At 68.0% G+C, this 22,172-nt stretch carries 19 protein-coding genes; 16 read left to right on the top strand and 3 right to left on the bottom strand.

The genetic code is table 11. From position 1 onward, the window contains the following. The first annotated feature begins 14 nt into the window (after positions 1 to 14). From leuD to WAF18_RS03460, 12 genes are all read left to right on the top strand, one after another. Positions 15 to 596 (top strand): 3-isopropylmalate dehydratase small subunit, encoded by a 582-nt coding sequence (gene leuD / locus WAF18_RS03515; protein WP_337243896.1) that lies wholly within the window; start codon positions 15 to 17, stop codon positions 594 to 596. Next, on the top strand, positions 586 to 1,665 hold the full coding sequence (gene leuB, locus WAF18_RS03510; protein ID WP_337243895.1) for a 3-isopropylmalate dehydrogenase: 1,080 nt from the start codon (positions 586 to 588) through the stop codon (positions 1,663 to 1,665). Before leuD ends, leuB begins: the two co-directional genes overlap by 11 nt. Beyond that, the gene (gene gdhA / locus WAF18_RS03505; RefSeq protein ID WP_337243894.1) at positions 1,662 to 3,011 is read left to right on the top strand and encodes an NADP-specific glutamate dehydrogenase; all 1,350 of its coding nucleotides are present in this window, start codon (positions 1,662 to 1,664) and stop codon (positions 3,009 to 3,011) included. The genes leuB and gdhA overlap by 4 nt, the downstream gene beginning before the upstream one ends. 43 nt (positions 3,012 to 3,054) lie before the next feature. Next, positions 3,055 to 4,893: a dihydroxy-acid dehydratase gene (gene ilvD, locus WAF18_RS03500; RefSeq protein WP_337243893.1), complete on the top strand. Its 1,839-nt coding sequence runs from the start codon at positions 3,055 to 3,057 to the stop codon at positions 4,891 to 4,893. A 140-nt stretch (positions 4,894 to 5,033) separates the two neighbouring features. Further along, the gene (locus WAF18_RS03495; RefSeq protein ID WP_337243892.1) at positions 5,034 to 5,513 is read left to right on the top strand and encodes an N-acetyltransferase; all 480 of its coding nucleotides are present in this window, start codon (positions 5,034 to 5,036) and stop codon (positions 5,511 to 5,513) included. Between the two features lie 17 nt (positions 5,514 to 5,530). Next, entirely contained in the window at positions 5,531 to 5,845 is a 315-nt protein-coding gene (locus WAF18_RS03490) for a carboxymuconolactone decarboxylase family protein (protein ID WP_337243891.1), read from the top strand. Then, entirely contained in the window at positions 5,829 to 6,032 is a 204-nt protein-coding gene (locus WAF18_RS03485) for a hypothetical protein (RefSeq protein ID WP_337243890.1), read from the top strand. The genes WAF18_RS03490 and WAF18_RS03485 overlap by 17 nt, the downstream gene beginning before the upstream one ends. 33 nt (positions 6,033 to 6,065) lie before the next feature. Next, positions 6,066 to 6,368 (top strand): putative quinol monooxygenase, encoded by a 303-nt coding sequence (locus WAF18_RS03480; RefSeq protein WP_337243889.1) that lies wholly within the window; start codon positions 6,066 to 6,068, stop codon positions 6,366 to 6,368. Between the two features lie 616 nt (positions 6,369 to 6,984). Beyond that, positions 6,985 to 7,248 (top strand): hypothetical protein, encoded by a 264-nt coding sequence (locus WAF18_RS03475; protein ID WP_337243888.1) that lies wholly within the window; start codon positions 6,985 to 6,987, stop codon positions 7,246 to 7,248. 143 nt (positions 7,249 to 7,391) lie between these two features. Then, positions 7,392 to 9,512 (top strand): TonB-dependent receptor, encoded by a 2,121-nt coding sequence (locus tag WAF18_RS03470; protein WP_337243887.1) that lies wholly within the window; start codon positions 7,392 to 7,394, stop codon positions 9,510 to 9,512. A 103-nt stretch (positions 9,513 to 9,615) separates the two neighbouring features. After that, complete coding sequence (locus WAF18_RS03465; RefSeq protein WP_337243886.1) at positions 9,616 to 10,221, top strand: hypothetical protein; 606 nt, start codon at positions 9,616 to 9,618, stop codon at positions 10,219 to 10,221. A 104-nt stretch (positions 10,222 to 10,325) separates the two neighbouring features. Further along, positions 10,326 to 11,465 carry an ATP-binding protein gene (locus WAF18_RS03460; RefSeq protein WP_337243885.1) on the top strand — a complete coding sequence of 380 codons (1,140 nt, stop codon included), beginning with the start codon at positions 10,326 to 10,328 and terminating at the stop codon, positions 11,463 to 11,465. A 6-nt stretch (positions 11,466 to 11,471) separates the two neighbouring features. On the opposite strand, the gene WAF18_RS03455 is transcribed toward WAF18_RS03460, so the two are convergent. Beyond that, positions 11,472 to 13,814 (bottom strand): two-component regulator propeller domain-containing protein, encoded by a 2,343-nt coding sequence (locus WAF18_RS03455; RefSeq protein WP_337243884.1) that lies wholly within the window; start codon positions 13,812 to 13,814, stop codon positions 11,472 to 11,474. Between the two features lie 250 nt (positions 13,815 to 14,064). On the opposite strand from WAF18_RS03455, the gene WAF18_RS03450 reads away from it, so the two are divergent. The 4 genes from WAF18_RS03450 to WAF18_RS03435 all read left to right on the top strand — a co-directional run bounded on the left by WAF18_RS03450 (position 14,065) and on the right by WAF18_RS03435 (position 17,429). Beyond that, entirely contained in the window at positions 14,065 to 15,270 is a 1,206-nt protein-coding gene (locus WAF18_RS03450) for an OmpA family protein (RefSeq protein WP_337243883.1), read from the top strand. A gap of 36 nt (positions 15,271 to 15,306) precedes the next feature. Continuing rightward, positions 15,307 to 15,696, top strand: coding sequence for a DUF6180 family protein (locus WAF18_RS03445; RefSeq protein ID WP_337243882.1), 390 nt, complete (start codon positions 15,307 to 15,309; stop codon positions 15,694 to 15,696). Positions 15,697 to 16,039: 343 nt separating this feature from the next. Further along, a complete protein-coding gene (locus tag WAF18_RS03440) occupies positions 16,040 to 16,510 on the top strand; it encodes a DUF4279 domain-containing protein (RefSeq protein WP_337243881.1) in 471 nt (156 codons plus the stop codon). A gap of 634 nt (positions 16,511 to 17,144) precedes the next feature. Then, complete coding sequence (locus WAF18_RS03435; RefSeq protein WP_337243880.1) at positions 17,145 to 17,429, top strand: YrhB domain-containing protein; 285 nt, start codon at positions 17,145 to 17,147, stop codon at positions 17,427 to 17,429. A 180-nt stretch (positions 17,430 to 17,609) separates the two neighbouring features. On the opposite strand, the gene WAF18_RS03430 is transcribed toward WAF18_RS03435, so the two are convergent. Both WAF18_RS03430 and WAF18_RS03425 read right to left on the bottom strand, forming a co-directional pair. After that, complete coding sequence (locus WAF18_RS03430; protein ID WP_337243879.1) at positions 17,610 to 20,780, bottom strand: efflux RND transporter permease subunit; 3,171 nt, start codon at positions 20,778 to 20,780, stop codon at positions 17,610 to 17,612. Positions 20,781 to 20,961: 181 nt separating this feature from the next. Continuing rightward, positions 20,962 to 21,981, bottom strand: a complete 1,020-nt coding sequence (locus WAF18_RS03425; protein ID WP_337243878.1) for an efflux RND transporter periplasmic adaptor subunit — start codon at positions 21,979 to 21,981, stop codon at positions 20,962 to 20,964. Between the last annotated feature and the right edge of the window lie 191 nt (positions 21,982 to 22,172).

Raw genomic sequence — 22,172 nt, 5'->3', positions numbered from 1 at the left:
CTGAAGAAGCGCCGATGCCCGCCAGTTCACGGATCGTCTCGGCCAGCGTCGTGCTGGCCCAGACCAACATCGACACCGACCAGATCATTCCCGCGCGCTTTCTGTCCACCACCGAACGCCAAGGCCTGGGCCGGCACGCCTTCAACGACTGGCGCTGGCGCGACGACGGTACGCCCAATCCCGACTTCGCGTTCAACCAACCGCACAACGCCGGCCGCGAGATCCTGCTGGCCGGGCGCAACTTCGGCTGCGGCTCCTCGCGCGAGCACGCGCCATGGGCGCTGCGCGATCTGGGCCTGCGCGTGGTCGTGAGCAGCGAGATCGCCGACATCTTCCGCAACAATGCGCTCAAGAACGGCCTGCTGGCGGTCGTGCTGCCCGAGGCGGTCGTCCAGGACCTGATGTCGCGGCCCGACGACGTGCTGACGGTCGACATCGACGCCTGCGAACTGCGGACACCGGCTGGCGCCGTCCATCGTTTCCCGCTCGACGCGTTCGCGCGCACCTGCCTGCTCGAGGGCGTCGACGAGATGGGCTACCTGCTGGCGCGCAGCGCCGAGATCCGATCCTATGAGGAGCGCCACCATGCACGCTGACATCGTCGTACTGCCGGGCGACGGCATCGGCCCGGAAGTGACCGCCGCCGCGGTCGACGTGCTGCAGGCAGTCGCGCACCGCTTCGGCCACCGCTTCACGCTGCACGAGCATCTGATCGGCGGCGCCGCGATCGACGCCACCGGCCAGCCGTTGCCCGATGCCACGCTGGCCGCCGCGCGCGATGCCGATGCCGTGCTGCTGGGCGCGGTCGGCGGGCCCAAGTGGTCAGCGCCCGATGCGCCGGTACGTCCGGAACAGGGCCTGCTGGCGATCCGCAAGGCGCTGGGCCTGTACGCCAACCTGCGCCCCGTGCGCCCACATGCCGCGGCCGCAGGCGCCTCGCCGATCAAGTCGCACCTGCTGGCCGGCGTCGACCTGCTGGTCGTACGCGAACTCACCGGCGGCATCTACTTCGGTGACAAGACCCGCAGCGAGACACAGGCGACCGACCTGTGCCGGTACTCGGTCGAGGAGGTCGAGCGCGTCGTGCGTCGCGCCTGCCTGCTCGCCCGCGGGCGACGCGGCCACGTGACCTCGGTCGACAAGGCCAACGTGCTCGAGACCTCGCGGCTGTGGCGCGAGGTCGCCACCCGCGTCGTGCGCGACGAATTCCCCGACATCACCCTCGAGCACCAGTTGGTCGATTCGATGGCGATGCACCTGCTGGCCAAGCCGCGCGCCTACGACGTGATCGTGACCGAGAACATGTTCGGCGACATCCTGACCGACGAGGCCTCGATGCTTGCCGGCTCGCTCGGCCTGCTGCCGTCGGCGTCGCTGGGCGAGGGCTGCGTCGGCATGTACGAGCCGATCCACGGCTCGGCGCCCGACATCGCCGGCCGCGGCATCGCCAACCCGGTCGGCACGATCCTCAGCGCCGCGCTGCTGCTGCGCTACTCGCTGGGTCTGTCGCAGGAAGCGGCCTGCATCGAGCAGGCAGTGGACGCGGTACTCGATGCCGGCGTGTTCACCGCCGATCTCGCGCCGCACGATGCGGCCCGCTCGACCCGCGAAGCCACCGACGCGATCGTGCAGCAGTTGGCCCTGGCCAGCGAACAGGCGGCATGAGCGGCGGCGACGCCGAGCTCGACGCGTTTCTGCGCACGGTCGCCGCGCGCGATCCGCACCAGCCCGAGTTCCTGCAGGCCGTGCACGAAGTCATGGCCAGCCTGTGGCCGTTCCTGGCGCGCCACCCGCACTACCGCGACCAGGCGCTGCTCGAGCGCCTGGTCGAACCCGAACGCGTGGTGCAGTTCCGCGTGCCCTGGGTCGACGATCGCGGCCGCGTGCAGGTCAACCGCGCCTGGCGCGTGCAGCACAGCGCGGCGATCGGCCCGTTCAAGGGCGGCATGCGCTTCCACCCGTCGGTGAATCTGTCGATCCTGAAGTTCCTGGCGTTCGAGCAGACCTTCAAGAATGCGCTGACCACGTTGCCGATGGGCGGCGGCAAGGGCGGCTCGGACTTCGACCCCAAGGGGCGCAGCGATGGCGAGGTGATGCGCTTCTGCCAGGCGCTGATTGCCGAGCTCCATCGCCACCTGGGCCCGGACACCGACGTGCCGGCCGGCGACATCGGCGTGGGCGCGCGCGAGATCGGCTTCATGGCCGGTTATCTCAAGAAGCTCGCCAACCACGCCGGCTGCGTGTTCACCGGCAAGGGCCTGAGCTATGGCGGGAGCCTGATGCGTCCGGAGGCCACCGGCTACGGCACCGTCTACTTCGTCGAGCAGATGCTGCACCACGCGCGCCGCGACACCGACGGGGCGCGGGTGCTGATCTCGGGCGCCGGCAATGTCGCCCAATACGCCGCACTCAAGGCCATCGAGCTCGGCGGTCGCGTGCTGACTATCTCCGACTCGGGCGGCACGCTGTACGCCAAAGCCGGCTTCGACAACGAGGCGGTCGAGACGCTGATGGCGCTGAAGAACCAGCGCCGTGGCCGATTGGCCGAACTGGCCGACGACCCGCGTTTCGACTACCTCGAAGGCCGGCGCCCCTGGCACATCCCGGCCGAGATCGCCTTGCCCTGCGCCACCCAGAACGAGCTCGACGAGGCCGATGCGCGCAGACTGATCGACAACGGCGTGATCTGCGTCGCCGAAGGCGCGAACATGCCATGCACGCTCGAAGCGATCGATGCCTTCCAGGCCGCCGGCACGCTGTACGCCCCGGGCAAGGCCAGCAACGCGGGTGGCGTCGCGACCTCGGGCCTGGAGATGAGCCAGAACGCGCTGCGTCTGGCCTGGCACCACGCCGAGGTCGACGAGCGCCTGCACGCGATCATGAAAGACATTCACGGTCACTGCGTCCGCCACGGCAAGCGCGCCGACGGCCGCGTCGACTACGTCGCCGGCGCCAACATCGCCGGCTTCATCAAGATCGCCGATGCGATGCTCGCCCAAGGCGTTACCTGACCGTCGCCTCCCGCCCCAAGCCCCGCCGACTGCAGCCATCCTCATGCCCGACTACCGCTCCCGCACCTCCACTTCCGGTCGCAACATGGCCGGCGCCCGCGCGCTGTGGCGCGCGACCGGCATGACCGACGGCGACTTCCACAAGCCGATCGTCGCGATCGCCAACTCGTTCACCCAGTTCGTGCCCGGCCACGTGCATCTCAAGGACATGGGCCAGTTGGTCGCGCGCGAGATCGAACGCGTGGGTGGCGTGGCCAAGGAGTTCAACACCATCGCGGTCGACGACGGCATCGCGATGGGCCACGACGGCATGCTCTATTCGCTGCCCAGCCGCGAGCTGATCGCCGACGCGGTCGAGTACATGGTCAACGCGCACTGCGCCGATGCGCTGGTGTGCATCTCCAACTGCGACAAGATCACTCCGGGCATGTTGATGGCGGCATTGCGGCTGGACATCCCGGTGGTGTTCGTTTCGGGGGGGCCGATGGAAGCAGGCAAGACCAGGCTCGCCGACCACAAGCTCGACCTGGTCGACGCGATGGTGATGGCCGCCGACCCCGCCGCCAGCGACGAGCAGGTCGCCGCGGTCGAACGCAGCGCCTGCCCGACCTGCGGCTCATGCTCGGGCATGTTCACCGCCAACTCGATGAACTGTCTGACCGAGGCGCTGGGCCTGTCGCTGCCGGGCAACGGCACCCTGCTGGCCACCCACGCCGACCGCGAGCAACTGTTTCTGCAGGCCGCGCGCACCGCGGTCGAGTTGTGCCACCGCTGGTACGGCGGCGAGGACCCGACCGCGTTGCCGCGCGGCATCGCCACGTTCGAGGCGTTCGAGAACGCGATGACGCTCGACATCGCGATGGGCGGCTCGACCAACACCATCCTGCACCTGCTGGCCGCCGCGCAAGAAGCCGGCGTCGACTTCACGATGGCCGACATCGACCGGCTCTCGCGCCGCGTGCCGCAGCTGTGCAAGGTCGCCCCCAACGCGCCCGACTACCACGTCGAGGACGTGCACCGCGCCGGTGGCGTGCCGGCGATCCTGGCCGAACTTGCGCGCGGCGGCTTGCTGCATACGGACGTCGCCACCGTACACGCTAGAACGCTCGGCGACGCGCTCGCGGCCTGGGACGTCGCCACCGTGCAGGACGACGCGGTGCAGACGTTCTTCCGCGCTGGGCCGGCCGGCATCCCCACGCAGACCGCCTTCAGCCAGGCCACGCGCTGGCCCACGCTCGACCTCGACCGCGCCCAAGGCTGCATCCGCGATCTGGCGCACGCGTACTCGCAGGAAGGCGGCCTGGCCGTGCTCGCCGGCAACCTCGCCGCCGACGGCTGCGTGGTCAAGACTGCCGGCGTCGACGCTGCGATCCATGTGTTCGAGGGGCCGGCGCGCGTGTACGAAAGCCAGGACGCCGCGGTCGCCGGCATCCTCGGCGATGAGGTGCAGCCCGGCGAGGTCGTGGTGATCCGCTACGAAGGCCCCAAGGGCGGCCCCGGCATGCAGGAGATGCTGTATCCGACCAGTTACCTGAAGTCCAAGGGCCTGGGCAAGCGCTGCGCGCTGCTGACCGATGGTCGTTTCTCCGGCGGCACCTCCGGCCTGTCGATCGGCCACGTCTCGCCCGAGGCGGCCGCCGGCGGCACGATCGCCCTGGTCCGCAACGGCGACCGCATCCGCATCGACATTCCCAGCCGTGCCATCGATCTGTGCGTCGCTGCCGAAGAACTCGCTGCACGCCGCACCGCGCAACACGCGCTCGGCTGGAAGCCGGCCCAGCCACGCCCCCGCAAGGTCACCGCCGCCCTCAAGGCCTATGCGCTGCTGGCGACCAGTGCGGACAAGGGCGCGGTGCGCAATCTGGCGCTGCTCGAGGATTAGTGCGTCGTCGCTACGTTGACCCGTCAGGAGGGCACACCGAGAATGCCCGCGTGGTCGCACGGGCGTGCGGCACCCCTGCCGGCGTTGCGGATCGCCTCCCTCCGCGCGACCGACCTTTACGCACGACGCACAACGATACGATGATCAGGACCTTCGCACCCACCGACATGGAGGCCGCCCTCGACATCTGGCTGCGGGCATCCGTCCGCGCCCATGACTTCGTACCGCCCGACCTCTGGCAGGGCCAGCTCGAGGCCATGCGCACTCAGTACCTCCCGGCCGCCGACGTCCATGTGTTCGAGCACGCGGCGACCGTCGCCGGCTTCTGCGCACTGGTCGAGGATCGACTGGCCGCGCTGTTCGTCGCACCGGAGCGACAGGGTCAGGGCATCGGCACGGCGTTGTTGCGGCATGCCCAGCAACGCAGATCGAGCCTGGAACTGTCGGTGTACGCATCCAATGCGCCCAGCATCGCGTTCTACCAGTCACATGGGTTCTCGATCGCCGGACACACCGTCGATGCCGCCACGGGCCAGGACGAGTACACGATGCGATGGATGCATCCGGAAGCATCGCGCCAGGCCACGCCGGCCGCGGCCCCGTTCGATTCCACCCGTTGAGCCCCGAAGGAACCCCGATGCACGTATCGCCCGCATTCGCGTTGTTCATGCAGCAAGCACCGGAGCATGCCAAGGCCTGGCGCCAGGCCGCCGATGCCTTGGGCGCCGCCAGCGCACTGGATGCAAAGACCGCGGACCTGGCCTATCTCGCGGTGCTGGCCGCCACCGGCAACACCTCGGGCCTGGCGTTCCACGTCCAGTCGGCCAAATCCCACGGTGCCTCGCGGCAGGAAGTCCTGAGCGCGGTGCTGATCGGCCTGCCCGCGGCCGGCGCGGTGGTCATCGGCGCCCTCCCTGCCGTCCTGGAGGCCTTTGATGAGCAAGACCAATAAAGACTGGCATGCGCAGCACCGCATGCCCGAGCATGCGACGGCCGAGCAGCGCCTCGCCTGGCATCGGGCCCATGCGGCGGCCTGCGGCTGCCGCCCGCCGCCGCCCGACATCCAGCGGCAGATCGAGGCACGCCCATCCGAACACGCCGACGTTGCAGCCCAGACCAAACCAGACCGTTCGTCCTAGAACGCGCCGCTGCAACAGCCAGGAGCCCACCGCATGTACGGATTGATCGGAAAGATGACGCTGGCACCCGGCCAGCGCGCGCTGGTGGTGTCGGCGCTGTTGGACGGCACCCAGGCAATGCCCGGTTGCCTGAGCTACGTCGTGGCCGAGGATCCATCCGATGCAGATGCGATCTGGGTGACCGAGGTCTGGGTCACCCAGGCCGATCACCAGGCCTCGCTCGCGCTGCCGGCTGTGCAGGCGGCCATCGCAAAGGCCCGGCCGCACATCACCGGCTTTGGCGAACGCTTCGAGACGACGCCACTCGGCGGCTACGGGTTGCAGCCAACGGTTTAGCCAGGAATTCGAGGCGCTGTTCGGCGCGGCAGTTTCAGCGGGCCGCTTAACTCAGGCATCAGGCGGCAGATGGAACAGCGTGGAGTCCAATTCAAGTTAGTCACCGCGATGAGCTGGCCGCGGATTACGGCTACTGCGCTGGCGCTCCTCGCTGTGCTCGCTGTGCTTGGTGGACTCCAGTTAAAGGATCACAGCGCACGTACGGATCCGCCACCTGCGCCTCAAGAACCTATTACCCCGCCAGTCGCGGCCATGAGCCAGTTACCCACAGAGGTTCAATCTTTTCTCGTGTCGCTGTGCAACGGCTGCTCCTTTGCAGACACAAATGCAGCTTGGAATGCCACCGATGTGATCATGGACCACCGTTTGCCAAGACGGCGGCTCACGCGTACAGAAAGAAGAGGACGCGAATGGATCATCGAGTACGAGCACGGTGGTATAGCCGCGTTCGAATACAAAGTGGTCATTCCAGCCGCGTCGCCACCTGCAGTTCTACAGGGCAGCTCATGCATTCCAGACCAAGCGCGCAACTGCAGCTGGTAGCGTTTCCGCCCAACAATTCATCCAAGCCGACGCCACTTTGGGGCGCGGCTTAGTTCAGGCGTAGTCCCTGACTATGCATCCCATCATCCTGCGGGTAACAAGTTTCGACAGGTCGCGAGCTTGGACAGATGATCTCGCACACACGCGCAACATGCTGGTTCGGATGCTCCGCAAGTCATCGCCACTGAGTCATGTCCAAGCCAAGCGTTTGGTCAAGGCAGTGCTCGCCGGCGCAGAGACAGATCTTCCGCTTCAGGACGCAACGCTTGTTCAGCCGATGCGCCATGCCCTGCAGTCGGTCGGCACCGATATCCAACTTGTCCCAACATCGGCCTGACAATTCATTCAGCCCGAAGCCGCCGCGCGGCGCGCCTTAGCCCGAGCCTTGGATCGGCACAGTTCGGTCGCGCGCGTTGACAGCCCATGTCATGCACGCAAGAATTTCGCGCTTCGGGCCAGCCAGACCGCCACGCCCTCGTCTTGATCGAGGAAGTCATGGTGCGCAGGCGTTGCCGGTTGTTCGTCGCTGTTTCGTTGTCGGTCTGCGCCGCAGCGCATGCCCAGGACCCCACCGCCCGCACGCTCGACAAGGTCGTCGTGACCGCGTCGCGCACCGGCCAGCTCGCCGAGACCGCGCCGCAGACGGTGGTGATCATCGATCGCGAGCAGATCGATCAGCAGTTGCGGTTGAGCAGCAACTCGTCGGACGTGCTGTCCAATCTGCTGCCCGCTTACACCCCCAGCCGCGGCAAGCTGACGGGCAGCGGCGAAACGCTGCGCGGCCGGACGCCGCTGATTCTGGTCGACGGCATCCCGCAGTCCAACCCGCTGCGGCCGACCGGGCGCGAGGCGCACACGATCGACTACGCGATGGTCAAGCGCATCGAGGTGATCCAGGGCGCCAGCGCGATGAACGGTCTGGGCGCGACCGGCGGCACGATCAATCTGATCACCCGGCGCCCTGAGCCGGGCAAGGCGCAACAGCACCTGGCGCTGCAGACCACCGCGGCGACGCATCGGGTCGACGACGAGACGATCGGCGTCCGTGCCGACTACCGGATCAGCGGGATGCAGGGGCAGTGGAGCTACTTGCTGGGCGCCGGTTACGAGGACCAGGGACTGTGGCTGGACGGCAACGGCACTGCCATCGGTACCGATGTCACCCAGGGCGACCTGATGGCGTCGAAGGCCTTTGATGTCCACGCCAAGCTCGGTTACTGGATCGATGCGAATCAGGAACTGCAGTTCAGTCTCAACCGCTATCGCATCCGCGCCGACGGCGACTACCTCACCGTGCCCGGTGACCGCGCCAGCCGGCGGCCGACGACCTCGCTCCGCGGCACCCCACCGGGTACGCCGGCCTGGAACGATGTCTGGACGACCGGGCTGAGCTACACCCACCACGACCTGGCCGGCATGACGCTGCAGGCGATGGTGTTCAATCAGGAATTCGAGGGCCTGTTCGGCGCCGACCGCTCGTCGAGCTTCCAGGACCCGGAGATCGCGCCGATCGGCACGCTCTACGACCAGTCCCGCTCGCTGGCCTCCAAATGGGGCGCCAAGACCAGCCTGGGGCGCGACGATCTGCTCGACGGCCGGCTGAAGCTGACCACCGGCATCGATGCGCTGTGGGACAGTGGCGAACAGGACCTCTACGCGACCGGCCGGACCTACGTGCCCGAGTCAAAGTTCCGCAGCCTCGCCGCATTCGTGCAGGCCGACTACCGGCTGCTGCCCACGCTCACGCTGCAGGGCGGCTGGCGGCATGAGGACGCCAAGCTGCGGATCGACAGCTACCGCACGCTGTACCGCTTCAACCGGGTCGACGTGGAAGGCGGCGAGCTGTCGTTCCAGCAGTCGTTGCGCAATGTGGGACTTGTGTATGCGCCGTCCGACACTTTCAACGTCTACACCAGCTACTCCGAGGGCTTCGGCATGCCGGATGTCGGCCGCGTGCTGCGCGCGATCGACACGCCCGGTACGTCGGTCGCCGACCTGCGTTCGCTCGAACCGATCCTCACCCGCAATGCCGAAGTCGGCGCGCGGCTGCGAACCGGGGCCTGGGACGTGGACGTGAGCGCGTTCCAGTCGCGTTCGGACTTCGGTGCGCGGGTGGTCGCGGTCGATGGCGCTTTCCAGCTGTCGCGCGAGAAGACCGCGATCGAGGGCGTGGATGCGAGCGTGCGCTATCGCATCGACGAGGCCCATCGCGTCGGCCTGTCCTACGCCTGGACTCGCGCCCGCTACGACAGCGACACCGACGGCCGGCTCGATGCGCGGCTCGATGGCTTGAACGTCGCGCCCAACCGGCTGATCGGCACCTGGTCGGCGCAGTGGACGCCGACGCTGTCGTCGTTCATCCAGGGCCAGATCGCCTTCGACCGCAGCTTCGACGACCCGGCCAAGACCTTCGACGGCTACGCGCTGCTCGACGCCGGGCTGGACATCGAACTGGCCCGCGGCAGCGTCAGTCTGGGCATCGCCAACCTGCTCGACCGGCAGTACATCAGCTACTACTCGCAGAGCGCACTGGTCGAGCCGGCACGCTACTTCGCCGGTCGGGGCCGCACGGTGACGGTCGGCTATCGGCTGGACTTCTGAGGCTCGCGGGCATCGCGCGCGCATCCAATTCCGTGGCGCCGCCTTCGGCGCCGCATTGTCGATGCGATAGTGTGCAGTTCACGCCGACGCGAGGTTCACCGCGATGCCTTGGATTTCCCTGCTTGTCGCCATGACGCTCAGCGTCGACGCCCACCCGCCTGCGCCCGTCGATTGCAGCGTGGATCGGGATGCGATGCTGGCGTTGTCGATCGATGCCTTCGACCAGGACATCAACGGCGGATGGCGCCCACTGGGCGATGGGCGTGGCTGTCACCTTGCCGCGGCCGACCTGATCGCCGAGTACCGCCGGATGCATCGACCGGAAGGACCCAATCTGCTCGACTGGCACGAGGCACAGTTGCGGGCGAAGGGCGGCCAGACCACGGAGGCGATCGCGCTCATGCGTCGGTCCACCCGCGGCGACGAAGGCGACCGCAGCGGATGGAACGCCTATGTCGCCGGCAGCATCGCCTTCCTGGAAGGCGATCGGGCTGCGCTGCAGGCCGCGCGCGAGACGCTTTCGGCCGTGCCGCCCCCGCCCGGTCTGCAGGCACGCCCCGGCTTCGTGACGGTCCAGGGGCCGGCGGGTACCCCGATCGACATCCCGTGGCCGCCGAACCTCGACGTGCTCGAGGCGTTCGAACGTTGCTTCGGTGAGAGCTACCGGCAGGCCTACGAAAGCCCGCAGTGCCGCCGGCCGACCCCGTAGCAGGCCACATGGCAGGTTCAGCCCGGATCCCGCGCCCGGCACATCGCGGGACCTGGCGCGCGGCCCGGAAGCGTCCGCAACACAATGGCCCGCATAATGCCGGCATGCCGCTCCGTCGCCATCCTGTCCAACGTGCGGTCGCCGCCGTCCTCATCGCCGCCGGCCTGGTCCTGCTCGGCCTGAGTTATGCCCGCTATGGCCTGGTGGCGCAGTCGGGCAGCGTGATGCTCAGCATCCTGCCGCTGCTGTTCGCCGGTCTGCTGCTCGGACGTCGCGGATTGTGGGCGGCGGCCGCCGCCTACCTGGCGATCCTGCTGCTCGGCGCCCGGACGGACGTGCAGCACCTCGCGCCGCATGTGCACGGATGGCGCGAATTCGCCTCGTACCTGCTGCAGCCCGTACTGGCCAATGCAATCGTCGCGCTGATTCTCGACCGGCTGATCCTCAAGTCCGACGTCGCGGCCCGGCGCAACCGCGAGTTGACGCTGATCTGCCGGCACCTCGAGCTCGAGATCCGTGACAAGGAAACCTCGCAGGCACAGTTGCTGCAATCCCAGCGTATCGATGCATTGGGCAAGCTCGCCGGCAACGTCGCTCACGACTTCAACAATCTGCTCGGCGTGATACTGGGATTCGCGCAACGCGGGCTCGACCATGCCGGGCTCGACGACGCAACACGGCACTGCCTGCAGCGGATCGAGGCCGCAACGCGGCGCGGCCGGACCTTGACCTCGAAACTGCTGACGTTGGTCCGCAGCGATGTGGCGTTGCGCGAGACGTTCGATGCAAACCGGGCCCTCGACGAACTGCAGCCGATGCTGCAATCGATCGCCGGCCCGCGCGTCGAAACCCGGGCCACGCTGTGCGAGGACCCGGCGTGGGTCCACCTGGATCGCGCAGAGTTCGAGGCCGCGGTGCTCAATCTCGCCAAGAATGCAGTCGATGCGATGCCCGGCGGCGGCCGACTGGCGCTTGCAACCGAGGTGGACGGCGCGGCGGTGCGCTTGCGGCTGGAGGACACCGGCCATGGCATGTCCGCACAGACGCAGGCGCGCATCTTCGAGCCCTTCTTCACCACCAAACCGCGCGAGCGTGGTTCGGGCATCGGTCTGGCAATGGTGCATCGGATCGTGACCGAGGCCGGGGGCACGATCGACTGCGACAGCGCCCCGGGGGCGGGCGCGCGGTTCGTCCTGCAGTTCCCGCTCCAGGCCAAGCCGTCAGGCCCTGCTGTCGCGGCGTAGCGGGCGTCACCCGAGCGTGCGCCCATCCTGCAACCGCGCCCGAGCGCGCTCGATCAGCGCATCGTAATCGCCGTCCTCTCCACGTCGTTCGCGTGTGGCCCACAGCAAGCACAGCAGCCCCGCCAGGCTCGCGGCCAGCCAGATCCAGTCGCGGCGGTACCAAGGGATGGGACGCAAGAAGCGCAGCGTCACCGGCTCCGACCACCCGCCGTCGAAGTAGCGCGCCTGAGCCTCGAAGCGCAGTTCGCCCCAAGGCACATCAGGCAACAACACGCTGCGCCCCGCATCCGCCTCGACCCACTCCGCCCCTTCGCCGACGCGATAGCGCATGCGGGTGCGCTCGGGATCGGCCAGGCCGATGACACCGACCACGATCTCCAGGTTGGCGGCATCCACGCCCAGCGTGGGCAGCGCGTACGGGTCGAGCGGGCGCCCGGACAACGTGACCCGATCGACATAGGGCCTGGGCGGGTGGCGCGCGGCGACGTCCAGGCGGCCAGGCTCGACCCAGCCGAAGCCGCGCATCATCGCGAACGCCTTGTTGCCCTGGGCATCGATGTGGCAGGCGGAGAACGTGACCCCGTTGAACTCCACCGGGTCGAGCCCCTCGGCCGCGCCGATCGTGCGCAGACGCGGACCGCGCGCGCCGATCGGACGCTCGAGCAGCACCGACAATCCCGCATTGCCGGCCATCCAGAACCGGCCGCGGCGATCGGTCAGGATGCACGACACCGTATCGTCGGACAGGCCGTCGGCGGTGGTGTAGCGCCGCATCCGACCCCGGTGGATGTGCACTAGCCCGCCGCCGTAGGTGCCGACCCACAAGCCGTCCTCGCCGTCGTGCACGGCGCGCGCGAACGCCGGCAGGCCGTCGGACGCGGTCCACTGCTCGACGACAACATCGTCACGCACCCGGAACACGCCCCGATCGCCCACCACCCAGACGCCGCCGGCGTGTGCATCGGCCAGTCGCGCGACATTGACGTCGGCAACACCGGGAATCGCATGCGCCGCCTGCACCGTGCCATCCGCGTCGATGTCCAGCCGGCGTACGCCCTGCGACGACCCCGCCCACCAGGTGCCGTCGCGCGACCGCCAGATGCCCAGCATCTTGGCGCCCGGCCACTGCCAAGCCATCTCCAGGCGACCGTCGCGCAGACGGCCCAGGCCGCCGGTCGAGCTGCCGATCCACAGCGTGGCCTGCGCAGCGTCGTAGAACAGGCTCGCAGTGCAGGCGTCCTGCATCGCGTCCTCGAGCGGCAGGCGTGTGACCTCGCCCGAGGGCGCTCGGTACCACAGCCCTTCGCAGCCGAAGCCCAGCCACAGACCGCCGCGCCCATCGTCCTCGACCACGCGGCCGGGTGCACGACCGCCGAATCCGGGTGCATGCAGCATCGCCACATCGCGCGGCCGCAGCCGCCACAGACCGTGCGTCGGCGTGCCGACCCAGGTGTTGCCTAGGCCGTCGGGATGCACGACCGCCGCATGCAGTGTCGAGGCCCCCGGCACGGGATGCTCCCGACCGGCGTCGTCGAGCATGCGCAGTCCACGGACGTCGTCAGAGAGGAAAACGCGGCCGTCGCCCGCCGTCCCCAGCCGGGTATCGAGCGGCAGCGCGGTGCGCACACGCGTCCACTCGCCCGTCGCCGGACGATGGCGATACAGCATCCGGTCGTGGGTGATCAGCCACAGCAGCCCCGGTGAGGCGGCCAGGTGGCGCACGGTGCGGCCGTCGGGCAGGCGCACGGGTTCCACGCCGTGCGGGCCCAGCCGCCACAGACCATCGTCGCCACCGGCATAGACGGTGTCCTCGCCCGGCAGATGCGCCGACGCCAGCAGCGCCCGGGCGCCGAGGAAGCGTTCGGCCTGCAACGAACGCATGTCGATCCGGTAGATCCCCTGCGCGCCCTGCGCCCAGAGCGTGCGGTCGTCGATGGGCAGCAGGCGGTCGATCTGGCAGCGTTCCTCGCACACCTGCAGATGCCGGAATCGCCCGCGCTCGAGCAGGCCGATGCCCGCATCCTGCGTGCCGATCCACAACCGGCCCTGACCGTCCTCGTGCAATGAGAGGATGCGATTGCTCGCCGGGCCCAGACCGTGGTCGCCGCCTTGGACGTGCTCGACCGAGCCGTAGACGCGAAAGTCGCGCCCGTCGAACCGCACCAGCCCACCGAAGGTCCCCAGCCACAGGAACCCGTCGCGGCTCTGCACGATGGCGTTGACGCTGGCCTGCGGCAGCCCTTCGGCATCGCCGTAGTGGCGCAGTGCATTGCCGTAGGTCGGATCGAGTGGACCGGGCAGCGCGAACGCCGGCAGCCCCACGGCAGCCAACGCCCAGGCCAGCCACATGCGCGTCCATCGCCGCAACAGGTGCCGCGGGCGGACGGGTGCGCTGGATGGGCGCGGGGCGGGCGGCGACGATCGCATCGCCAGGACGTGGACAGCAGGCAGGATCAATCCCCCGGAGGATGCTTCGGACGCAGCTGGCCCGTTCGGCGCGCAGAGGGTACCGCATGGCGCACCGCGCGTTCGAAACGCATGGCTAACAATCGCCCCCCTACCATCCCGCGAGCCGCCGGGCGCGGCAGGAAGGATGCGAATGCAGGCATTCCGAAACGGCATCGTGCTATGCGCGCTGGGGCTGGCGCTCGCGGCGTGTACGGAGACCCCGGCACCAGCGCATTCGGAAACGGAGGCGCTACCTGCGCAGGCAGCCGCCGTCGCAGACGACCCCGCGCCCGGGGCCGGACAGCCCGAGGTCGCGGTGCCCGAGATGCCGATCGTGCCGGCCATCGTGGTGCCCCAACTGCTGGGCGTGTCGCCGGCGCAGCGTGCGCTGGAGGGCGCGATGGCCGAAGTTCTCGATCCGGTCGCGGGGGTCTCCGTCGCCCCCGCGCGTTGTGATGCCGATGGCGCCCTGCTCGACACTGGGGCCACCACGCACCCGGACGCTCCCGGCGCGCTGGTGCGCAACACCGAGGCTGGCCTGATCCGCATCGAGGCCGACGGCAGCGGCAGCGCGAATTTCGAGGGCGGCCTGATAACGGTGAACGCCGACGGCAGCGGCACGATCAACGGCGTGGCCGAGCCCGATGGCAGCGAGGCGATCCTGCGCGTCGAGGCCGATGGCTCGGGCAGCTACAACGGCAAGTCGGGCCTGATCCGACTCGATGGCCAGGGCGGCGGCACCTGGAACGGCGAGCACGGGCTGATCGTCTCCAACGGCGATGGCAGCGGCAGTTGGAACGGCCCGCAGGGCCTGGTGCGTGTCGAGGCCGATGGCTCGGGCACGTGGAACGGCCCGCACGGCCTGATCGTCAACCATGGCGACGGCACCGGCACGATCGGACCGCCCGCGCGGCCGGTCAAGATGCCGCCGATGCCGCCCGTGCCACCGGCCGGACGCTTCCCGCCGCTGCAGGTACTGGTGCCGCCCGGCGCCGCCTGCGGCTATGTGGTGACGCTGGACGACCGCGTGCTGTTCGACTTCGACAAGTCCGACATCCGGCCCGACGCGGCCCACACGCTCGATGTCTTCGCGCGGGCGCTGCGCGGCGTCACCAGCGCCGAACTGGACATCCGCGGTCATACCGACAGTAAGGGCACGCCGGCCTACAACCAGCCGCTGTCCGAACGCCGCGCCCGCGCCGTGCTCGAAGCGTTGCAGGCGCGAGGCGTCACCCACCGGGTGCGCGCGCACGGCCTCGGCGAATCGCAGCCCGTTGCGCCCAACAGCATCGACGGTCGCGACAACCCCGCCGGCCGCCAGCGCAATCGCCGGGTCGAGGTGTTCGTCCGCGCCTGACTTGACCGCTTGTTCCGTCCACACAAGGAGTCGCGCATGAAACAGATGTCCCTGGCCACGCTGCTGGCCCTCGCGGTATCCGCACCGATGGCATCGGCCAGCGCAGACGATTTCAGTCTCGGCTACGACGTCGACCGCTATCCGGCAACGCAGTTGAGCATCAAGGCCTGCCTGGCGGCGCTCGCCCGCGGCGCTTCCGCAGCCGGCTACACCACCCGCGCGCAAAGCGACCAGGGCACGCTCGCCACCCATGTGTCGGGCCCGGCAGGCGGCGGCCGCGCACTGGTCTCGTACTGCATCAGCGCCGGCGACCACACCGCGTTCGTGGTGCAAGCGCTGGATTACAGTGGCCCGGACAGCCGCGGCCCCGACACCATCAAGGCCCGCGTCGCCGCCGAGGTGCGCAAGGCTGCTGGTGCGCGCTGACTGTTCCCGGGGCGCGGCCGCCTCGCCTCCGACTCCACGGAGGCGACACCACACGAGTCCCGAACCAAGCGCAGCGCGGCCGACATCAGTCAGGGGCCGGACAACCGGTAGAGAGGACGCGCGGCCGCTGATGCCCCGCGCGCGAGCACATGCGTTCGCGCTCGTGTCATGCATACGCCCCTGTCCATGTCGGATAACACCGACAGTTCCCGCACCGGCAGCATCCTGCGAAACCCGGCAAGCTGTTGACACGACGTCGGATTTCTCTCTTCCCACCGTATCGATCATGGCGGATACTCGGCGCAACACCGCGTTTAGTCGGTCTAATAGGCATTGAGGCTCAATGGGAGTAATCAATCACTCCGTAGCAACACTCCGATTCTTCGGAGATGATCTCGTGCCTGACCAAGTCACGGCGTTGCTAGGCGCGGGTCCAACGGTCTCGTACCGGAAGGGCGAAGCGCTTATTGGTAGTCGGACCGGCATCATACGCACTGCCAAGACCGGGAGCTGGCGCCTTAGTGCAGCTCGGCGTGAGCCAGAGGACCTCGATGCGCAGATAATGGAGATCTTTGGGCAACTTACCCAAGACCTTAACGCCTGGGAGTCATTGTCCCACTATGAGCCTGACTTATTCTGCGGACTCTTCATGGGCATTAGCAATGACGGACTGCCCCTTTCGGCCAAAGCTCTGCTTGCGCTCGGCCAGCGCGGCGTTGCACTGGGGCTGGACATCTATGATGCCGGCGACCAAGAGTCCGGCATGGACCCTAACAATTCATTCAACGCTGCGCCTCTTATCGGCGCGCCTTAATCCTGGTGTTAGGCTACATGCTGACCATGGCCGCACTTCGCGCAGTCGCTATTCTTGTCCTTTTTCCAAGCACGCTTGCATCGGCTTTTTTACTTTGTTGGGGCTCGCTTTTTCTGCCGACTCCATTAGGCGCGGAGAGCAAACGAGCACCGGGATCTTTCTACTTTGTGCAATGTTCGCTGGCTGGTTCGGACTCGTCACGGCTTGGCGGGTTTACTATGGGATTCTGCTAGAGCGATCGAACCTCAATCGGCCAGTGACATGGGTCGGACTGGCCTCTGGCAGCCTGACATCTATTGCACTTGTTTATTTGTCAGGCGGCTCTTTTCTCTTCCGCATAATGTTCTTCGGTTGGCCACTAATTGCCGTTGTGTACTTTGCTTTTGCAATCAGGTCGCGATAGGACGCAGCCTAACAATTCATTCAATCTGATTCCGCATCGTTTTTGGCTTAAGTCAGACTCTGGGTCCTTCGCGTCCAACCACACGAAGCAACTAGAGACAGCAAGGTCATCCTTGGTGACTCGCTACGGAGGCTAGCCGCCTGGCGGCGCTGCCTAACAATTCATTAAATCCGACGCCGCTTCGCACGCGGCCTAATTCATTTGTGGGGTAGCGAAAAAGTGATTTCTCGCATGCGAGCTCAAGCCCTCGCTGAGTCTCACATCTCCCAGATCGCCGGCAGCGACGTTTCCTTTGCCATACTCGGTGATCAGACCGTAGAGCGTCCATTTGGCTGGGTATTTTTTTATCAGTCTCGCCGCCACCTGGAAACCCGCGACCCAAGCGAGGTTCTTGCCGGCAACGCCCCGCTGATTGTTGACCGTCTTACCGGGAAGATCACTGAGACTGGCACCGCGTATCCGCTGGAGCACTATCTGTCGAAATACGAAGCAGAGCGGGGCGCAGATTCCGCTTAACATCCATTCAAGCCGCCCCTTTAGTGGAGGGCTCGATGCAGATCACAGACTGCACGCGGCACGCGGCACGCGGCACGCGGCACGCGCAGCATCGCACCACATCATGCTGCCCGTTTCGATCACAGCCCTCGCGGCCTTCGGGACGAAATCAGGTCCGTCCGACACCTTTAAGCACGGCGTTCACTCGCCTGCGCGTGGTCGCTCATCCTCGCGCACCCGGAACCACGCCGCGTACAGCGCCGGCAGGAAGGTCAGCGTCAGCAGCGTGGCGACGGTGAGGCCGCCCATGATCGCGACCGCCATCGGGCCGAAAAACACGCTGCGCGAGAGCGGGATCATCGCCAGGATCGCGGCGAGTGCGGTCAACACGATCGGCCGGAAGCGGCGCACCGTCGCGTCGATCACCGCGTTCCAGCGCGGGTGGCCGGCGGCGATGTCCTGCTCGATCTGGTCAACCAGGATGATCGAGTTGCGCATGATCATGCCCGCCAGTGCGATCGTGCCGAGCATGGCCACAAAGCCGAACGGCACCCGGAACACCAGCAGGAACAAGGTGACGCCGATCAGCCCTAACGGCGCGGTCAGCAGCACCAGTGCGCTGCGCGAGAAGCTGCGCAGCTGCAGCATCAGCAGCGTCACCACCACGAACAGGAACAGCGGCAGGCCGGCCACGATCGAGTCCTGGCCCTTGCCCGAGTCCTCCACCGTGCCGCCGGTCTCCAGGCGATAGCCCGGCGGCAGCGTGCTGCGGATGTCCTCGAGTTGCGGCAAGATCTGGGCGACGACGGTCGGCGGGGTGACATCGCCACGCACGTCCGCGCGCACGGTGATCGTCGGCAATCGGTCGCGGTGCCAGATGATGCCGTCCTCGAACGTCGACTCCAGCCGCGCAACTTGCGACAGCGGCACCGGGCCGTTGGCGCTGGGCATGGCCAGGCTGGCCAGGCGCTCGAGCGCGGCGCGCTCCTCGGCGGGTCCACGCATCACGATGCCGATCAGCTCGTTGTCCTCACGGTAGGTGCTGATCTGCTGACCCGACAGCGAGCTCGACAGGAACTGGGCGATCTGCTGCGAACTCACGCCCAGCACCCGTGCACGCTCCTGGTCGACGACCAGGCGCACGATCCGGCTGGGCTCGTCCCAGTCGAGATTGACGTTCATCGTGTGCGGGTGCTCGCGCACCTTGGCCGCGATGGCGTCCGCGATCGCACGCACGCGCTCGACGTGTTCGCCGGACACGCGCAACTGCACTGGATAGCCGACCGGCGGCCCGGTCTCGAGCCGGGTGACGCGCAGTTGCAGCTCGGGGAAAGTCGGCGCGACCTCGTCGATCAGCCAGCTGCGCAGGCGCTCGCGCGCTTCAACATCGGTCGCGGTGACGACGAACTGCGCGAAGTTGGCCTGCGGCAGTTGTTGATCCAGCGGCAGATAGAACCGCGGCGAGCCGGTACCGACATAGGCCACACGGCTGTCGACGCCCTCGCGCCCATCGAGCAGCGCGTCGATTCGGGCGGCCGCGGCTTCGGTGGCGCGCAGCGAGCTGCCCTCGGCGAGCTCGACATCGACCATCAGTTCCAGCCGGGTCGAATCGGGGAAGAACTGCTGCGGCACGAAGCGGAACAGCAGCAACGACGCGACGAACAGCGCCACCGTCGCACCGATGACCAGCCAGCGGTGCGTCAGCGACCAGTGCAGCCAGCCGCGAAAGCGCCGGTAGAACGGCCGTTGGTAGGGATCATGGTCATGCGCCTGCGGCTCGGCCGGCGCCAATGCGAAAGCGAATGCCGGCCAACGGTCGGCGGCGCGGCTGCGTGCATCGCGCCATCGCGCAGGCAACGAACCGGGACGCGGCGGCTGCGGGTTGGCAAGGTCGGGCAGCATCTTCTCGCCGAGCAGCGGGATGAACAGCACCGCCGCGATCCACGACACCACCAGCGCGATCGTCACCACCTCGAACAGCGAGCGCGTGTACTCGCCGGTGCTCGAAGCCGCGGTCGCGATCGGCAGAAAGCCCGCGGCGGTCACCAGCGTGCCGGTCAGCATCGGAAAGGCGGTGTGCGTCCACGCGTAGCTGGCGGCCTTGAGCCGGCTGTCGCCCTGCTCCATGCGGATGGCCATCATCTCCACCGCGATGATCGCGTCGTCCACCAGCAAGCCCAGCGCCAGCACCAGCGCGCCGAGTGAGATCTTGTGCAGGCCGATATCGAACAAGTCCATCGCGGTAAAGGTCATCGCCAGCACCAGCGGGATCGACACCGCGACCACCAAGCCAGTGCGCAGGCCCAGCGACAGGAAGCTCACCAGCAACACGATGATCACCGCCTCGGCCAGCACCTTGACGAATTCGCCGACCGAATCGCGCACCGCGCGTGGCTGGTCGGACACCTTGCGCAGCACCATGCCCGCCGGCAGGGTCTCCTGCAGCCGCGCGAACTCGGCCTCCAAGGCTTTGCCGAGCCGGAGGATGTCGCCACCCTCGTGCATGGCCACCGCGATGCCGATCGCATCCTCACCCATGAAGCGCATCCGCGGCGCGGCCGGATCGGCGAAGCCGCGCTCGACGGTCGCGATGTCGCCCAGGCGCACGGTGCGGTCGCCGGCGCGGATTGGGAACGCGCGAATCGCCTCGACCGACTCGAACGCCCCGTCCACGCGGAGTTGCACGCGCGCATCGGCGGTCTCGAAGAAGCCCGCCGGCACCATCGCGTTCTGCTCCGACAGCGCCTGTTGCACCGCCGCCATCGGGATGCCGAGCGTCGCCAGCCGGGTGTTGTCGACCTCGATCCAGATCTTCTCGTCCTGGAGTCCGACCAGCTCGACCTTGCCGACATCGTCGACCTGCTGCAGCGCGCGCTGGATGCGGTCGGCGTAATCCTTCTTGATCGCGTAGTCGAAACCGTCGCCGGTCAGCGCATAGATATTGCCGAAGGTGTCGCCGAACTCGTCGTTGAAGAACGGGCCGATGATGTCCTGCGGCAATTGCGGCCTGAGATCGCCGACCTTCTTGCGCACCTGGTACCACAGCGCCGGGATCTCGCTCGACCGCATCGAATCGCGCGCGAAGAAGATCACCTGCGACTCGCCGGGCCGCGAGTACGACCGGAGGAACTCGTAGTCGCCGGTCTCCATGAGCTTGCGCTCGATGCGCTCGGTCACCTGCCGCGACACCTGGTCGGCGGTGGCCCCCGGCCACTGGGTCTGGATGACCATCGCCTTGAACGTGAACGGCGGATCCTCCGACTGCCCCAGCCGACCGTAGGACCAGATGCCCGCGATCGCGACGACGAGCATCGCGTAGAGCACGAGGGTGCGATTGCCCAGCGCCCATTCCGACAGGTTGAAGCGGCTCATGGGTGCGTGCCCTGTGTGCCTATGCCCAATACGGGCACGCCCGCGCGCGATGCAATGCGCCCGAAGTAACGCATGCGCGCGTGCGCCATCACACGACGGCCAGTGCCCCCACCCATCCTCCCCCGCAGGCGGGGGAGGTGCGCGCGTGCCGTGCCGATCAGGCACACGATGCCATCACCTCTCATCGTGCCGCCGCCGGCGTCGGCGCGTCGGGGAGCTGGGGGCGGTTGTCGCGGCCGATCGGCGTCACCGCTTGGCCCTCGCGCAGCAGATGGCCGCCGGCGGCGACCACCAACGCGTCGGGCGCCAGTCCCGACAGGATCGGCACGGTCTGCGCGCCGAAGGCGCCGGTCTCCACCGGGACCGAGCGCAGCGTGCGGGTCTGCGGATCGACCACCCAGACCGCCTTGCCGCCGTCGACACCGGGCTGGATCGCGGTTAGCGGCACCCGCAATGTGTCGTCGTCGGCGAGTTCGAAGTGCACGCGCGCACTCTGGCCCAGCTCCAGGCCCTCGCGGGCACTGTCGTCCACCGCGACGCGCGCCGCATAGGTCCGTGCCTGGGCATCGGCGGCCGGGGCGATCTCGCGCAGCGTGCCGGGCAGGCGCGCGCCGGGGCGGTTCCACAGTTCGATCCAGGCCCGCTGCCCCACCGAGAACGCGGCGATGCGCGACTCGGGCAACGCAATCGCGACCTCCCGGCCCTCGTCGCCGGCAAAGGTGAAGATGGTCTGGCCGGCGGCGACGACCTGCCCGGCCTCGGCCTGGCGGCTGGCGATGACCCCGTCGCGCGGCGCCAGCAGTTGGGTGTAGCCGGCCTGGTTGCCGGCGACCTCGGCTTGCGCACGTGCCGAGTTCAGTTGCGCCTGCGCCGCGCGGTAGGCCGCGTCCTGGGCGTCCATCGTCGAGCGGCTGACCAGTTGCTGGTCCACGAGCTGGGCATAGCGCGCACGGTCGGTCCGAGCCCGGGTGTACTCGGCCTCTGCGGCCGCCAATTGCGCCTGCGCCGACTGCGCCTGCAGGCGCAGGTCGCCGGGGTCGATCTCGGCCAGCACCTGGCCGCGCGTCACCCGCGCACCGGCATCCACCAGCCGCCGCACCAGTTGCCCACCAACCTGGAACGACAACGGGCTTTCCTCCCGGGCCCGGACCTCGCCCGCGAAGGCGAGCGCGTCGCCATGCGCGGCATCGGACGGGGTCACCACCAAGACTGGGCGTGCGGCTTCCGGCGGCGTGGGCTCGCGTCCGCAAGCACCCAGCAGCAAGACGGCCAGGAGGACGGTCGCGAGACGAGGCACGGCGGTGGACTTGACACGGGGCATGGAAGCTCCGGCTGAACGCGGGCGAGAATGCCGTATCGTATATTTTCAGAACTGGTTGGTATAGTATTAAC

Source organism: Luteimonas sp. gir (assembly GCF_037198055.1).
Lineage (GTDB): Bacteria > Pseudomonadota > Gammaproteobacteria > Xanthomonadales > Xanthomonadaceae > Luteimonas > Luteimonas citri_A.
The sequence above is the reverse complement of the archived record's forward strand: the minus strand, read 5'-3'. Positions and strand labels throughout refer to the sequence as shown.

What these genes read in the sequence shown, in the direction of transcription:
- gdhA (WP_337243894.1), top strand. Translation starts at nt 1,662, where the DNA reads ATGAGCGGCGGCGACGCCGAGCTCGACGCGTTTCTGCGCACGGTCGCC.
- WAF18_RS03455 (WP_337243884.1), bottom strand. Translation starts at nt 13,814, where the DNA reads ATGTGGCTGGCCTGGGCGTTGGCTGCCGTGGGGCTGCCGGCGTTCGCG.
- WAF18_RS03485 (WP_337243890.1), top strand. Translation starts at nt 5,829, where the DNA reads ATGAGCAAGACCAATAAAGACTGGCATGCGCAGCACCGCATGCCCGAG.
- WAF18_RS03445 (WP_337243882.1), top strand. Translation starts at nt 15,307, where the DNA reads ATGAAACAGATGTCCCTGGCCACGCTGCTGGCCCTCGCGGTATCCGCA.
- WAF18_RS03475 (WP_337243888.1), top strand. Translation starts at nt 6,985, where the DNA reads ATGCATCCCATCATCCTGCGGGTAACAAGTTTCGACAGGTCGCGAGCT.
- WAF18_RS03440 (WP_337243881.1), top strand. Translation starts at nt 16,040, where the DNA reads ATGGGAGTAATCAATCACTCCGTAGCAACACTCCGATTCTTCGGAGAT.
- WAF18_RS03490 (WP_337243891.1), top strand. Translation starts at nt 5,531, where the DNA reads ATGCACGTATCGCCCGCATTCGCGTTGTTCATGCAGCAAGCACCGGAG.
- leuB (WP_337243895.1), top strand. Translation starts at nt 586, where the DNA reads ATGCACGCTGACATCGTCGTACTGCCGGGCGACGGCATCGGCCCGGAA.
- ilvD (WP_337243893.1), top strand. Translation starts at nt 3,055, where the DNA reads ATGCCCGACTACCGCTCCCGCACCTCCACTTCCGGTCGCAACATGGCC.
- WAF18_RS03430 (WP_337243879.1), bottom strand. Translation starts at nt 20,780, where the DNA reads ATGAGCCGCTTCAACCTGTCGGAATGGGCGCTGGGCAATCGCACCCTC.
- WAF18_RS03450 (WP_337243883.1), top strand. Translation starts at nt 14,065, where the DNA reads ATGCAGGCATTCCGAAACGGCATCGTGCTATGCGCGCTGGGGCTGGCG.
- WAF18_RS03480 (WP_337243889.1), top strand. Translation starts at nt 6,066, where the DNA reads ATGTACGGATTGATCGGAAAGATGACGCTGGCACCCGGCCAGCGCGCG.
- WAF18_RS03435 (WP_337243880.1), top strand. Translation starts at nt 17,145, where the DNA reads ATGCGAGCTCAAGCCCTCGCTGAGTCTCACATCTCCCAGATCGCCGGC.
- leuD (WP_337243896.1), top strand. Translation starts at nt 15, where the DNA reads ATGCCCGCCAGTTCACGGATCGTCTCGGCCAGCGTCGTGCTGGCCCAG.
- WAF18_RS03465 (WP_337243886.1), top strand. Translation starts at nt 9,616, where the DNA reads ATGCCTTGGATTTCCCTGCTTGTCGCCATGACGCTCAGCGTCGACGCC.
- WAF18_RS03460 (WP_337243885.1), top strand. Translation starts at nt 10,326, where the DNA reads ATGCCGCTCCGTCGCCATCCTGTCCAACGTGCGGTCGCCGCCGTCCTC.
- WAF18_RS03495 (WP_337243892.1), top strand. Translation starts at nt 5,034, where the DNA reads ATGATCAGGACCTTCGCACCCACCGACATGGAGGCCGCCCTCGACATC.